This is a genomic window from Dactylosporangium sp. NPDC051484, assembly GCF_040689395.1.
In the GTDB taxonomy this organism is placed as follows: domain Bacteria; phylum Actinomycetota; class Actinomycetes; order Mycobacteriales; family Micromonosporaceae; genus Dactylosporangium.
Genome location: NZ_JBFAZX010000020.1, coordinates 69907 through 83025, shown reverse-complemented (window position 1 = coordinate 83025; position 13119 = coordinate 69907). Strand labels below are relative to the sequence as shown.

The 13119-nt window shown below is 70.7% G+C and carries 12 protein-coding genes and 1 pseudogene; 4 read left to right on the top strand and 9 right to left on the bottom strand.

Annotated elements, in window-relative coordinates:
• Positions 1 to 19: 19 nt before the first annotated feature.
• The 3 genes and pseudogenes from AB0367_RS27145 to AB0367_RS27135 all read left to right on the top strand — a co-directional run.
• Positions 20 to 436 (top strand): annotated as a pseudogene (locus AB0367_RS27145) (geranylgeranyl reductase); the annotation flags it as partial.
• 266 nt (positions 437 to 702) lie between these two features.
• Positions 703 to 2418, top strand: a complete 1716-nt coding sequence (locus AB0367_RS27140) for a bifunctional diguanylate cyclase/phosphodiesterase (protein ID WP_366229253.1) — start codon at positions 703 to 705, stop codon at positions 2416 to 2418.
• Positions 2419 to 2724: 306 nt separating this feature from the next.
• Positions 2725 to 3813 carry a hypothetical protein gene (locus AB0367_RS27135; RefSeq protein WP_366229252.1) on the top strand — a complete coding sequence of 363 codons (1089 nt, stop codon included), beginning with the start codon at positions 2725 to 2727 and terminating at the stop codon, positions 3811 to 3813.
• 369 nt (positions 3814 to 4182) lie between these two features.
• Here the strand turns inward: AB0367_RS27135 and AB0367_RS27130 are convergent, their stop codons facing one another.
• From AB0367_RS27130 to AB0367_RS27115, 4 genes are all read right to left on the bottom strand, one after another.
• Entirely contained in the window at positions 4183 to 5775 is a 1593-nt protein-coding gene (locus tag AB0367_RS27130; RefSeq protein WP_366229251.1) for an alpha-amylase family glycosyl hydrolase, read from the bottom strand.
• Between the two features lie 94 nt (positions 5776 to 5869).
• Complete coding sequence (locus AB0367_RS27125; protein WP_366229249.1) at positions 5870 to 6055, bottom strand: hypothetical protein; 186 nt, start codon at positions 6053 to 6055, stop codon at positions 5870 to 5872.
• Positions 6056 to 6440: 385 nt separating this feature from the next.
• Positions 6441 to 7466, bottom strand: a complete 1026-nt coding sequence (locus AB0367_RS27120) for a LacI family DNA-binding transcriptional regulator (RefSeq protein WP_366229248.1) — start codon at positions 7464 to 7466, stop codon at positions 6441 to 6443.
• A 241-nt stretch (positions 7467 to 7707) separates the two neighbouring features.
• Positions 7708 to 8187 carry a hypothetical protein gene (locus AB0367_RS27115; RefSeq protein ID WP_366229247.1) on the bottom strand — a complete coding sequence of 160 codons (480 nt, stop codon included), beginning with the start codon at positions 8185 to 8187 and terminating at the stop codon, positions 7708 to 7710.
• Here AB0367_RS27115 and AB0367_RS27110 point away from each other — a divergent pair.
• On the top strand, positions 8131 to 8649 hold the full coding sequence (locus tag AB0367_RS27110) for an RtcB family protein (protein ID WP_366229245.1): 519 nt from the start codon (positions 8131 to 8133) through the stop codon (positions 8647 to 8649). The two genes, AB0367_RS27115 and AB0367_RS27110, sit on opposite strands and share 57 nt — an antisense overlap.
• A gap of 19 nt (positions 8650 to 8668) precedes the next feature.
• Here the strand turns inward: AB0367_RS27110 and AB0367_RS27105 are convergent, their stop codons facing one another.
• From AB0367_RS27105 to AB0367_RS27085, 5 genes are all read right to left on the bottom strand, one after another.
• The gene (locus tag AB0367_RS27105; protein WP_366229244.1) at positions 8669 to 9397 is read right to left on the bottom strand and encodes a GAF and ANTAR domain-containing protein; all 729 of its coding nucleotides are present in this window, start codon (positions 9395 to 9397) and stop codon (positions 8669 to 8671) included.
• Positions 9398 to 9448: 51 nt separating this feature from the next.
• Positions 9449 to 10591 carry a SigB/SigF/SigG family RNA polymerase sigma factor gene (locus tag AB0367_RS27100; protein WP_366229243.1) on the bottom strand — a complete coding sequence of 381 codons (1143 nt, stop codon included), beginning with the start codon at positions 10589 to 10591 and terminating at the stop codon, positions 9449 to 9451.
• Positions 10592 to 10698: 107 nt separating this feature from the next.
• Positions 10699 to 11553 (bottom strand): STAS domain-containing protein, encoded by an 855-nt coding sequence (locus AB0367_RS27095; protein ID WP_366229242.1) that lies wholly within the window; start codon positions 11551 to 11553, stop codon positions 10699 to 10701.
• Between the two features lie 117 nt (positions 11554 to 11670).
• On the bottom strand, positions 11671 to 12393 hold the full coding sequence (locus AB0367_RS27090; RefSeq protein ID WP_366229241.1) for a phosphoribosyltransferase family protein: 723 nt from the start codon (positions 12391 to 12393) through the stop codon (positions 11671 to 11673).
• A 509-nt stretch (positions 12394 to 12902) separates the two neighbouring features.
• Positions 12903 to 13100: a hypothetical protein gene (locus AB0367_RS27085; RefSeq protein ID WP_366229240.1), complete on the bottom strand. Its 198-nt coding sequence runs from the start codon at positions 13098 to 13100 to the stop codon at positions 12903 to 12905.
• Positions 13101 to 13119 lie beyond the last annotated feature (19 nt).

The following is a 13119-nucleotide window of genomic DNA, read 5'->3' as shown; positions in this document are numbered from 1 at the left end:
CCGCACCCGGATCCACGAACCAGGGATTTCCCTGAGCCCGCTGCGCGCCCACCACCTGCCGCTGTCCACGCACCGGCCGCCGCCCGCGCGGGGGCGCCTGCTGCTGGCCGGTGACGCGCTGTCGCTGATCAACCCGTTCACCGGCGAGGGGATCTTCTACGCGGTGCTGTCGGGCGCGCTGGCCGGCGCGGCCGCCGCGCACGGGGACTCGCCCGCCGGCCGCTACCGCGCGACGCTGCGCGACCGGCTGGGGCGGCACCTGCGCCACTCGCGCGTGGCCGCCGCACTGAGCTCGCGGCGCTGGATCGTCGACGCGGCCGTGCGCGCCGCGGATCGAGACCAGCGCGTCTTCGACGACCTCATCGAGCTCGGCCTGGGCGACGGCCGCCTGACCGCCCGCACGCTCGGCTCGATCACGCTGGCCGCCACGGGATAAGTGCCGGACGCGTCAGCGTGGAGACGGGGACGGCCAGCCGCGCGGGTGGTACGCACCGTGGCCGGCCAGGAACTCTACGAACGCGTCCGCCACTCCCGCCGGGCCTGTTCGCGCGGGCCACCGAGCACTGGACGGCGGCCGAGCGGCCACGTTCGCGCAGCTCCTGACCAGGTTCGCCGAAGGGCTCACGGAACCGGACCAGAACAGCACTGAGCGTCGATTCTTCCGGAGCCCGCGGTGCAGTACTCTTCGCCGGGGGTGATTCGGTGGCGGGCGCCGGCAGCCAGGACGATGCCGTCATCGATCCTGCCCTCTCACACCTCGCCCGGCAGTGGATCTCCGCCGTGCGGCAGACCAGCTACCTCGATCTGAGCGCCGAGGCCCTGCAGCGTTTCTTCGAGCAGCAGACCGCCGCCCTGCGCACAGGAGACCCCGTGGCCGGTGCCGCCGTCGGCGCCGCCCTGGTCGACGCCGGGCTCAACAGCCCCGAGGCGCTGCGGCGCTCGATCGGAGTGCTGTTCCAGCTGCCGTCCGCCGACGGCGAGCTGATCGGCGCGTTCGCGGCCGGCTTCACCCGAGCGAGCCGGCAGAAGGTCCTCGACGACCAGGAGCGCATCCGCCGCGCGTGGACGCGGGCGCTCAGCGACGCCGAGGACAGCCTGCAGCGGGAGCTGCATCACCAGGCGCACCACGACCCGCTGACCGGCCTGCCCAACCGTGTGCTGCTCTACGGCCACCTCACCGAGGCGCTGCGCGGGGCCGAGGAGGGCACCCGCATCGGGGTGTGCTTCGTCGACCTCGACGAGTTCAAGACCATCAACGACACGCTCGGGCACGGCTTCGGCGACCAGCTGCTCGTCGCCCTGGCCGATCGGCTGCGGTCGTGCGTGATCGACGTCGGACACTTCGTGGCGCGGGTGGGCGGCGACGAGTTCGTGGTCGTCGTGCGCGACACCAAGGGCCCCGATGAGCTGACCGAGCTGGCCGAGTCGATGCTCGCCGAGCTCAACAAGCCGGTCCACCTCGACGGGCACGAGCTCGCGGTGTCGGCCAGCATCGGCATCGTCGAGCAGGCCGCCCGCGGCGCCGGGCCGGAGGAGCTGCTGCGCGCCGCAGACGCCACGCTCTACCTCGCCAAGGCCGACGGGCGGGCCCGCTACGCGCTCTTCGACGAGCAGCGCAACGCCCAGCAGCTGCTGCAGTACGGCCTGACGGGAAGGCTCTCGGGCGCCCTGGACCGCGGCGAGTTCGAGCTGGTGTACCAGCCGCTCGTGGCCCTGTCGGACAACCGCCTGCGGGGCGCGGAGGCACTGCTGCGCTGGCGGCACCCGGAGCTCGGCACGGTGTCGCCCAACACGTTCATCCCGGTCGCCGAGCAGTCCGGCATGATCCTGCCGCTGGGCCGGTGGGTGCTGCGCGAGTCGTGCATGGCGGCCGCCGCGTGGCAGCGCGCCCACCCCGGCACCCCGCTGCTGGTCAGCGTGAACGTCTCGCCTCGCCAGTGCAACGACCCGCGGCTGCTCGACGACGTGCGGCACGCGCTGGCCGACTCCGGGCTGGAGCCGGCCAACCTGCAGCTGGAGCTGACCGAGACGGTGCTCATGCAGTCGACCGGACGCCCGGTGCAGACTCTGCGCACCATCGCCGACCTCGGCGTGCGCATCGTCATCGACGACTTCGGCATCGGCTACTCCAATCTGGCCTACCTGCGCCACCTGCCGGTGCACGGGCTGAAGCTCGCGGGCGCGTTCATGGCCGGCATCCGCAAGCTGGAGAGCGACCACGTCGACGAGCAGATCGTCGAGACCGTCATCCGGCTGGCGCACACGCTGCAGATGACGGTCACCGCCGAGGGGATCGAGACCGCCGACCAGGCCGCCCGGCTCGCCGCCCTGGGCTGCGACCTCGGCCAGGGCTGGCACTTCGGGCGGCCGGTGGCGCCGGTGCGGATCCCCGCCATGCGTTCCCCCGCCGAAGCCTGATCCAGCGGGCTGTCGAAACGCCTCGGCTCGGTGAGCTCGATCACGACCGAGCGTAAAGCCTGGTGGTTATCAGCCAGTTTTCAGTCCGACCGAAACCGCGGGCCCGGTCGAGGGTGTGGTTCACCACATGATCGATGATGACCTTGACGATGCGATCGCCTGCCCGGTGGGGCGGCCCCGCGAAATCGCCAAGCGCGTCCAGCCAGGCATCGACGTGGTAGCGGTTCGTGGCGCCGTGACCGCCGTCCGCTCGACGGCCGGGTGGGTCGGACGCAGCCGCGGAAAGTCGGCTCCGGGCCTGGTCAGATGGTCGAGGCGACCGATGGTGCCATGAAAGTCGGCGATGCGGTCGCCGGCGGAGTCCTGGAACGTCTCGACGTCCGGGCGATAGATGACAATCCCGGTGTACTATCGCTCGCCAATGCGGTCCGGGCAACGGAATCGGACTCCGCTCAAACGTGCGCTTGCGTGTGTGCGGCCCGGACCGCGAGGATGGCTCCCGGGGGGCTGATGGTCGACTTCGCTGGCGCGCTACGGGACGCAATCCAGGCACGTGGTCTGGGGTTGGAACGTATCCAGGAGCGGTTGCGCGCCGAAGGCTATTCGGTGAGTCTCGCCACGCTGAGCTACTGGCAGACCGGGCGCAGCCGGCCGGAGCGGCGCGAGTCGCTGGCGGCCCTGGCCGAGCTCGAGAAGATCCTCGAGGTCGATCCCGGCTCGCTCGCGGCGCTGGTCGGGCCGCCCCGGCCCCGGGGCCGGCACCTGCACAAGAGCACGGACAACCCGGAGCTGGGCGCCTTCTGGTCGGAGCGCGACCTCATCGTCGACCTGGCGCAGGGCATCGACACGCGGTGGGACGAGCGGCTGACCCGCCTGAGCCAGCACGACCGCGTCAACGTCGGCCCCGACCGGGGCGAGGTGTCGTTTCTCGTACGACAGGTGCTGCGCGCGGAGGCCGACGGGCCGGACCGCTGGGTGGCGATCATCCGCCTGGATGTGCCGGGCAACCCGCTGCCGTTGCTCACGCCGGTGCGTAACTGCCGGCTGGGCCGGATCGTTGAACACCCGGAGAGCGGCCTATTGCTGGCCGAGTTACTGTTCGACCGGCCGCTCGCCAAGGGTGAGACGGTAATCACCGAACACGCGCTGCACAATTATCCGCCGTTTCCACTGGCGAAGCAGTATGAGCGCAAGTTCCGGCTTCCGGTGCGCGAATACGTCGTCGAGGTCTGTTTCGACCCCGCCGCCTTACCGCGGGCCGTCTATCAGTACCAGCAGACGGACGGCCAGGATGAACAGGTCACGTCAATGGAGGTCGACGTGGGCCACTCGGTCCACGCGATCGCTCTCGACTATGGCCCCGGCCGCTATGGACTTCGGTGGGACTGGGAGTAGTTCGCGCTGCTCACAACACCTTGGACAGGGTCGATCGCAACACCTTGGACGGTAGGGCAGAACAACGGGGCGCCGGTGTGGCCAGCGCCCCGTCTCTGTTCCCGGAAAAACCCGGCGTCACCATCGGAACGGCTGGGATGTCGCCGCGACGGTCAGGGTGGAACGCATGTGCCGCCTCCACAAGGAAGTCATTTTCCTTGGGAATGAACTTATTGGCCGCCGCGCGCCATCTCAAGATTGTGGATCGCCTTAACAGTTAACGCTCGCGGGCCCGTCCGCCATTAACAGTTAAGAGTAGAAAAAGCCGGGCGGCCGCACCCGCCAACTTGTGCGACCGCCCGGCGTCTCAGGCCCCCGTGATCGTGGCGCTTACGCCAGCCGGATCCAGGCGGAGGCGTCCGGGGGGAGCGTGCCGTCCTCGTTGAGCGGGATGCTGCTCAGGAGCACCTCGCGATGTGGCGGCAGGACGGCCGGTTCGGTGCCCAGGTTGGTCACGTTGGCGAACGAGTCGTCGCGGGCGAAGGCGAGCACCTGCGGGTCGGAGTCGAGCCAGCGCATCGGCCCGTCGCCCAGCGCCGGCTCGGCCCGCCGGATGTGCAGCGCGTCGCGGTACAGCTGCAGGAACGAGCCCGGCACGCCCTGCTGGGCGGCGACGGACAGCCCGGCCCAGTGCGCCGGCTGCGGCAGCCACGGCGCGCCCGAGGCATCGGCCGGGCTGAAGCCGAACGGCGCCTGCGAACCCGACCAGGGCAGCGGCACACGGCAGCCGTCCCGGCCGGGGTCGACACCGCCGGAGCGGTGGAACATGGGGTCCTCGCGCAGCGTGTCGTCGAGGTCCTCGACCTCCTCCAGGCCGAGCTCCTCGCCCTGGTACAGGTAGTAGGCGCCGGGCAGCGACATGGTCAGCAGCGCGGCGGCGCGCGCCCGGCGGGTGCCGAGCTCCAGGTCCGACGGCACGTTGCGGCGCTTGTCGGCGAAGGCGAAGTTCGTCACCTCGCGGCCGAAGCGGGTCACCTCACGGGTCACGTCGTGGTTGCTGAGCACCCAAGTGGCCGGCGCGGCGACCGGCGCGTGCACCTCGAGCGTCATGTCGATCTCGTACCGCAGCCGCTCGGCCTCCCACGGCGCGCCCAGGAAGGCGAAGTTGAACGCCGTGTGCAGCTCGTCGGGGCGCAGGTAACGCGCGAACGCCTCGTGGTCGGGCAGCCACACCTCGCCGATCAACGCGCGCGGCGGGCTGTAGGTGTCCGTGATGCGCCGCCACGACTGGTAGACCTCGTGGATGCCGTCGTTGTCCTCATACGTGTCGCTGACGAGTGGGTCCTTGATGAGCACGGCGGCGGAGTCGATCCGGATGCCGTCGATGCCCCGGTCCAGCCAGAACCGCAGGATGTCCTCGAACTCCTCGCGGACGGCCGGGTGGTCCCAGTTGAAGTCCGGCTGCTCCGACGCGAACAGGTGCAGATACCACTCGCCGTCGCTGACCCGGGTCCAGGCCGACCCGCCGAAGATGGACTGCAGGTCGGTCGGCGGCAGCTCGCCGTGCTCGCCGCGGCCCTTACGGAACCAGAACAGGTCCCGCTCCGGCGAGCCGGGCGGCGCGGCGAGCGCCCGCTGAAACCAGGCGTGCTGGTCGGAGCAGTGGTTCGGCACGATGTCGCAGATCACCCGGATGCCGGCGGCGTGGGCCTCCTCGATGAGCTTCTCGGCCTCGGCGAGGGTGCCGAAGATCGGCTCGATGGCCCGGAAGTCGGCGACGTCGTAGCCCCCGTCGGCGAGCGGCGACGGGTACCACGGCACGATCCAGATGGCGTCGACGCCGAGACCGGCCAGGTACGGCAGGCGCGAACGCAGGCCCGCCAGGTCGCCGACGCCGTCGCCGTTGCCGTCGGCGAAGCTCCGCAAGTACACCTGGTAGATAGCGGCGCTACGCCACCATGCTTGGTGGTTCTGGTCGCCCACGTGGAACCTGCTTTCTCGCACTTGAATGCCTACACACGACAGGTGGATCCTCGGGACTCCACGTAATGAGCGCCCCGGTTGCTGCGCGCCGCCGTCACCCCTTGAGGCTGCCCGCGCTCAGACCGGGCAGGATCTGCCGCTGGAGAATCAGCAAGAGTGCGATCATCGGCACGCACGCGATCGCCAGGCCGACCATGAACTGGATGGGCGAGACGAACGAGCTCTCCGCGAGCCGAGTGAGCCCGGCCGAGAGCTTCTGGTTGTCCGGCGTGGGCAGCACCAGCAGCGGCCAGAGGAAGTCCTTCCACAGCGCGCGTTACTGATCGGCTTCCCTCGCATCGCGTCAGGGTCTCGGCCTGGCATAGGCAAGAGATTAGGCTCACGCCGCACAAGAAGTCCATGGCTCGTTGCAAAATTTTAATGAGGTCTGACAACCGCTTGCAAGAGCGCGCTCCCACGGCCAGCAACTTGCATGGAATCGGCCGATATCATAGCGGCCGGAGCGGCGGACCTCCGTCGGCACCGGAAAGCGGCACACGACCACCGAGGGGTGTGCTCCAGCGGGTCGACGGCGCGGAGTAAGCGGGTCGCGCACGAGTTGCAAAGAGCGCCACGACTTCGCGCAGAAGTCGCGACGCTCTCAGATGTCGCCCCGGTTTCGGGGGCTATGCGGCGGTGGTCGCCCGGGCCTCCTGCAACGCGCCGGTGGAGCCACGCACGACCAATTCGGGCTCGAACAGCATCTCCTCCGTCGGCACGAGCGTGCCGGCGACCTGACTGACCAGTAGCGTCACCGCCGCCTGGCCCATCGACTGGATGGGCTGGCGGACCGTGGTCAGCGGCGGGTCGGTGCAGTTCATGAACAGCGAGTCGTCGAAGCCGACCACGGACACGTTGTCGGGGACCTCGCGGCCGAGCCGGCGGGCCGCTCGGATCGCACCGAGGGCCTGGACGTCGGAGGCGCAGATGATGCCGGTGACGCCGTGCTTGATCAGCCGCGTGGCACCCGCGCGCCCGCCCTCCATCGAGAAGATGACCCGCTCGACGTCGGCCTCGTTGACCGTGCTCGACAGCGCGGCGGCCTCCTTGAACGCGGCCAGCTTGCGGTTGGACGGCGCGTGGTCGGCGGGGCCGAGAATCAGCCCGATCCGCTTGTGCCCCAGCGAGCTCAGATGGTTGAACGCCTGGTCCACGGCGTGCCCGTCGTCGACCGACACGCGGGGGAAGCCGAGGTCGTCGATGGCGGCGTTGACCAGCACCGCGGGCAGCCCGCGGTCGTGCAGCCGGTGGTAGTGCTCGTGCTCCGCCGCGCCCTGGTGATACAGGCCACCGCAGAAGATGATGCCGGAGACGTGCTGGTCCAGCAGCATGTCGACATAGTCGGCCTCGGAGACGCCATCCGCGGTCCGGGTGCACAGCACCGGGGTGAAGCCGCGTTTGGACAGCGCCCCGGCGACCACTTCGGCGAAGGCCGGGAAGATCGGGTTTTGCAGTTCCGGCAGCACGAGGCCGACGAGGCGGGCCCGCTCGCCGCGAAGCTTGGTTGGCCGCTCGTAGCCCAACACATCGAGCGCGGTGAGGACCGCGGTGCGGGTAGCGTCTGAGATGCCGGGCTTGCCGTTGAGCACCCGACTCACGGTCGCCTCGCTCACGCCGGCGTACTTCGCCACCTCAGCGAGTCGTCGAGTCATGACCGCAAGCGTAGTGCATGACTACGCAATTTTTTGCACGGTGTCACCCACACAACCATGCGGACCTGGATCTCACCGGTGTGGTGCCCGAAAAATTCGGTACTTTCCGGGCACCATGCCGGCAGGTCGTCCAAGAGGTCCTTCACGGCCTTGGGAACGGGAAGAACATATGAGATAACTCATATCGTCCCAAAAGTGGAGTCAGCTCAGGATCGGGTCGAGTGCGTCGTTCCGGGCCCGGTTAGGTGCGACCCTCGCGCTCCTGGGCGGTGCGCAGCGTCGAGGAGCGCGGCACCCAGTCGGCGAGGCGCACCGCGTATCCGAGCCCGCGCAGCCGCTCCACCACCTCGGGGTCGTCGTCGACGACGAGCTCGATCGGCGACTCCCGGGCGAGCCGCGCGAGCTGGCGGGACTTGAAGTCGCGCGCGGGCCGGCGGTCGTCGACCGGCCGCATGAAGAGCAGCTCGGCGGGCAGGCCGGCGGCGCCCAGCCACGCGGTGGTGACGTCGCGCAGGTGCTCCGGCCGCCCGGTGAGCCAGACCAGCACGTGGCGCCGCGCGTACTCCCGGGCCAGCTCGACGCCCTCGGCCAGCACGGGGTCGCGACCGGCGGCGGCGAAGAACCGGTTCCAGTCCTTGGGCCGGCGGTCCAGATACTTCAGCCGGTGCCGCACGTCGGCGACCACCCCGTCGATGTCGAACACGGCCAGCGAGGGCTCCATGCGCCCAGTCTCGCAGGACAGCCGCATTGCCCTCGGCCAATAATCAGGCATAAGCGGAGCGCGACGCCGGCCGGGACGAGCGCCGACGGGTGGGGCGAGCCCGTCATCGTGCCCGGCTCGATGGGCGCGCCGAGCTACCTGCCGCACGGCCTGGGCAGCGAGCGGGCGCTCGGCAGCGCCTGCCACGGCGCCGGACGCAGCGTGCCGCGCGGCGCGGCGGCCCGGGGCAGCGACGCCGAGCTCGACGAGTTCCTGCGCGAGTTCCGGGTGGTCACCCCGCTCAACCATCGCGACCCCGCGGTGGCGACGCGCCGGGACATCATCGCCGCGTGGCGGCGCGACCTCAAGCAGGAGGCGCCGTGGGCGTACAAGGAGGTGCGCCCGGTGGTGGAGAGCCTGCGCACGGCGGGCGTCGCCGAGCCGGTGGTCGAGCTGCGACCCATCCTGACCGTCAAGGGCTGACGAGGTGGCCGGCTGACGGTCAGGGCTGACGATCGTGGCCGACCCGGCGCTCGACCGTCTGCACCAGGCGACCGGCGACCGTGGTCAGCGGCAGGTCGAGCCGGTGGGCGGTGCTGCGCAGCACGTCCAGGGCGGCCTCGGCGGAGCAGGCGCGCTGGACCATCATGATGCCGACGGCGCGGTTGACCGTCTCGCCGTCGGCGAGCGCCTCGGTCAGCTCGGCGTGCACGTCCGCGCGGCGGCCGCGGTCGAGCACGGCGGACAGCAGCAACCCGGCGTGCTCGGCGACGAGCATCGCGGTCAGCCCGACGTCGCTGGTGAAGCTCCCGGGCTCGGCGGTGTAGACGGTCAGCGCGCCGATCACGTGCTCGTCGATGTCGACGGGCACGGCCAGCACCGCCTTGACCCCCGCCGCCAGCGCGTGGGGCCGCCACTGCGGCCAGCGGGAGTCGGCCGCCAGGTCGTCGCTGTGGACGAGGTCCCGGGCGCGGATCGCCTCCATGGAGGGGCCGGCGCCATTGCCGTACTGGCTGTCGAGCAGCGACTCCGGCAACCCGGACGATGCCGCCGCCGTGGACGGCCCGCCCGAGCGGACCAGCGTGACCGCGCACCAGGACGCGCCCTCCACCAGGTCGGCGGCGGTCTCGACGAGGTCCTCCAGTGCCTCGTCGAGGTCGTCGCTGGCGATCAGCCTCGCGGTCAGCTGGCGCAGCACCGCGGCGATCTCCACGGTGTGGAGCTCTGTCACGGCTCCCCTTTCGTCGAAACCAGGGGACCCACTACCCGTCGTGCGGTGATCTCAACCGTCGAGCAGCGCTCTGCGCAGCCCGTCCAGGGTCCGGCTGAGCAGCCGCGACACGTGCATCTGGGAGATGCCCAGGTCGGCCGCGATCTGTGCCTGGGTGCGGTTGCCGTAGAAGCGCAAAGACAGGATCCGCCGCTCGCGCTCGGGCAGGCGGGCGATCAGCGGCTTGATCGCCTGCCGGAACTCGACGCCGTCGATGTCGCGGTCGTCGTCGCCGAGCACGTCGGCCAGGGTGCCGGCGTCGTCGTCGCCGCCGAGGGGGGCGAAGAGCGACACCGGGCGGTACGCCGAGGAGGCCACCAGCGCCTCGAGCACCTGCTCCTCGTCGATGCCGAGGTGGCTCGCCACGTCCTTGGGGGTGGGCGAGCGACCCAGCCGCTGGCCCAGCGAGTCGCGCACGCGGTTGATCTCGATGCGCAGCTCCTGCAGCCGGCGCGGGACGTGCACGCCCCAGCCCTTGTCGCGGAAGTACCGCTTCAGCTCCCCCACGATCGTCGGGGTGGCGTAGCCGCCGAAGTCGGTGCCGTAGTCCGGGTCGAAGCCCTCGATCGCCTTCATCAGCCCGAGCGCGGCGACCTGGCTCAGGTCCGCGGGTGACTCCCCCATGCCGTGGAAGCGACGGGCCAGCCGGTCCGCCAGCGGCAGGCTGTGCGCGACGGCCCGGTCGCGCAGCGCGCCCCGCCGCGGGTCGTTGCGGTCCATCGCCGCGGCCTGGCGCAGCAGCTCGTTGACCGTGGTCCATTGGCTGGGCGGCTCGGCGTCCTCTGTCTCCTCCCCCTGCACCGGGGGCGCGCCCGGCGGCGGGTCGTCGTACGCGCGTAGCTGCTTCGCCGCGCCAATGATCTCCAGCACGTCCAGGACGAGGTCGCTCGCGCCGGGTGCGCGCAGGGCGCCGCCGCGCTCCTGGGCCTCGGACTGGGCGTGCAGCAGCGTGTCCGCCGCGGCGCAGTCCAGCAGGCGCAGCCGGGACAGGTCGACGGTCAGGTTCAGCTGGCCGGCGTCGAGCCGTCGGGAAAGCGCGACCCGCAGGCCGACGCTCGCCGCATAGTCGAGGATTCCGGAGGGACGCAGGACCTCGTCGTCCCCATTCCGCCAGGTGTCCAGTGCAGGTACCGAATCCGTAGGCATTGTCTCCATGGCGGAGACTCCCCCTAATCAGTCAGGCGGATTTGCTTTCCGGATCACTGTACGCACCAATTCGCGCCCATTTTCAAAGCGAAAGGATGAGTTCCTGGGTGAGCTTTTTAAATGCGCAATGTCGCCCAGACCACCTTTCCATCGGGCACCGGGGTGCATCCCCATGCGTGCGTCAGTGCGCTCACCACCAGCAGCCCACGCCCATCCTCGCGCAGCATGCCGCCGCCCTGCCACTCATCCTTTTCCTCGTCTTTTTCCCGCCCCTCATCCTTTTCCTGCTCCTCGTCCCAGGCCGGCTCCTCCTTGTGCCTGCGTTCGTCTTCATAGGCTTCTTCGTAGCCTTTGTAGGCGCGCCCGCCGAGGCGGGGCAGGCCGGGGCCGTGGTCGCGCACGGACACGTGCAGCAGGCGCCGATCGCGGGCGACGCCGACCTCCATCTCGGTGCCGGCGTGGCGCAGCACGTTGCTCACCAGCTCGGTCACGACCAGCTCGGCGACGTCGCGGACGCGCTCGACGCCCCACCGCGTGCAGGCGCGGCCGACCAGGTGCCGGGCCGCCGCGGTCGCGTCCAGCATCGGCTGCAGCCGCACGCGCATCCGCTCGCCCGCGCCGGACGCGTTGGCCAGGGCGGCGTCGGTCGTCGGAAACACCGGTACCAGGCGGGCGACCGCCATCCGGTCCAGCGCCGAGGCCAGCGGCGGGGGTGCGGCCGCCAGCGTCATCGCGCTGCCCGGCCAGGCGGCGGCGTGCTGGGCGAGCGCCGGTAGCACGGTCAGCGCCACGTCGTCGCGGTGGCGCAGGTCGGCGACGTCGAGCACGATCACCGAAGGTTCCGCGGCCAGGCAGGCGAGGACCGCCGAGCGCAACGACGGCGAGCTGTCCACGTCCAACACCCCGTCGAGGCGCACGACCGTGGCATCCCCCCGCCGCTCGACGCGGGCCCGCAGATCTTCCGCCCTCATAGGGTGATGCTCTACCCACCCCCGGCGTTATAAACACCGCGATCCCGGCACCTTCTTCGGTGCCGGGATCGCGACCGGTGCGAAAACTCGTGGCTCGCACCGTGGCCTATACGTTGTTCACACCGGGGCCGGCACCTTGGTCGCCTCCCACATCCGCGTGCACATCTGCAGGACGTGGGCGTCCGTCAGTGGGGTGAAGTCGCTGTAGTAGAGCCCCAGGGCGTGGAACTCGCGCGGGCTGTGAATGTCCAGGACCGCGTCCACGTCGGCGGTGAGCAGGTCGACCGACTCCGCCGCGCACACGGGAGCGGCGAAGACCAGGTGCGCCGGCTTGCCCGCCCGCAGTGCGCGGACCGCGGCCCGGGCGGTCACCCCCGTGGCGAGCCCGTCGTCCACGACCACGACCACGCGCCCGGCTACGTCCGGGCCGGGCCGGGCGCCGCGGTAGCGCTCCTGGCGCCGGCGCAGCTCGACGCGCTCACGCTGTACCGCTGGCGAGAGGTCGCTGACGCAGAGCCCGGCGGCCACGACCGCGCTCAGGTCGAACACGGCGGGCCCGTTCTCGGCGATGGCACCGACCCCGTGGTCTGCCTTCCAGGGCAGGCCGATCTTGCGCGAGATGACCAGGTCGAACTCCGCCTCGATGGCCTCGGCCACCGCGACGCCGACCGGCACCCCACCCCTTGGCAGCGCCAGCACCAGCGGAGCGCGCGCGTCCAGGTCTGCGGCGTCGTACCCAGCGCCCGTTCCGATCTGCCGCAAGTGTTCCGCGACGGCGGTGCCGAGCATGCTTCCCGCGGCCGAACGGTCCGCGAAGCGCTCGTGTTCAGGCGGCCACATGGCCGTAACCTCTCACTCGGCCGGCGATGCGCCCGGCGGTGCACCCGATTCGCGAATCGATCCGCATCAAGCGGACACCCCCTTCGGTCGGCGCGGTGTTCTGGTGCGCCTCAACGCCCCGTCCCTGTCGCCGCTCTGCCGCAGCGCCGCGCCCGGTGCGAAGCCTACCCACCCCTGACCTGCGAAAACTCGGGAATCGCTCCTCATGTCTGGGTGATCCGCCGAGCCTGCCCAACCACCGTGAACCCTGCGCCCCGTGCGGTTCTTGCGCCCACGGCCCTGGCAGGGAGGCCCGCCAGGGCCGACCGGTCTCTCGCGGGAGGGACGGTCCGCAGGTGACGCGGGCCCGAGTGGAGAAACGCTCATTCGAAAGGCAATTGATGGTGGCGAGCAGGCTGTTCAGCCGGGCCCTCTCCGTGTCGTTGTCGATGAGCAGGACTCGCGCCATGACCTCATGGTTCCCTTCCGGAGGGGTCGCAATCCCCCTTCGGAAGGGTGGCGGCGAAACATCAGGCCCGCGGGCGACGCCGGCGCATAACGATCACCAAGACCACGACCGCGATGGCCACGACCACGGCGCAGCAGCAGGCGCCGATCACGCTGCCGCCGTAGCCGCGGCGACGCCGGTCGAGCTCCAGCCCGGCGTCCAGGGCCTCCAGGGTCGCCGGGCTGAGGTAGCTGTAGACCAGGGCGATGAGTGCGCTCATGGTTTAGACGGTAACCGCA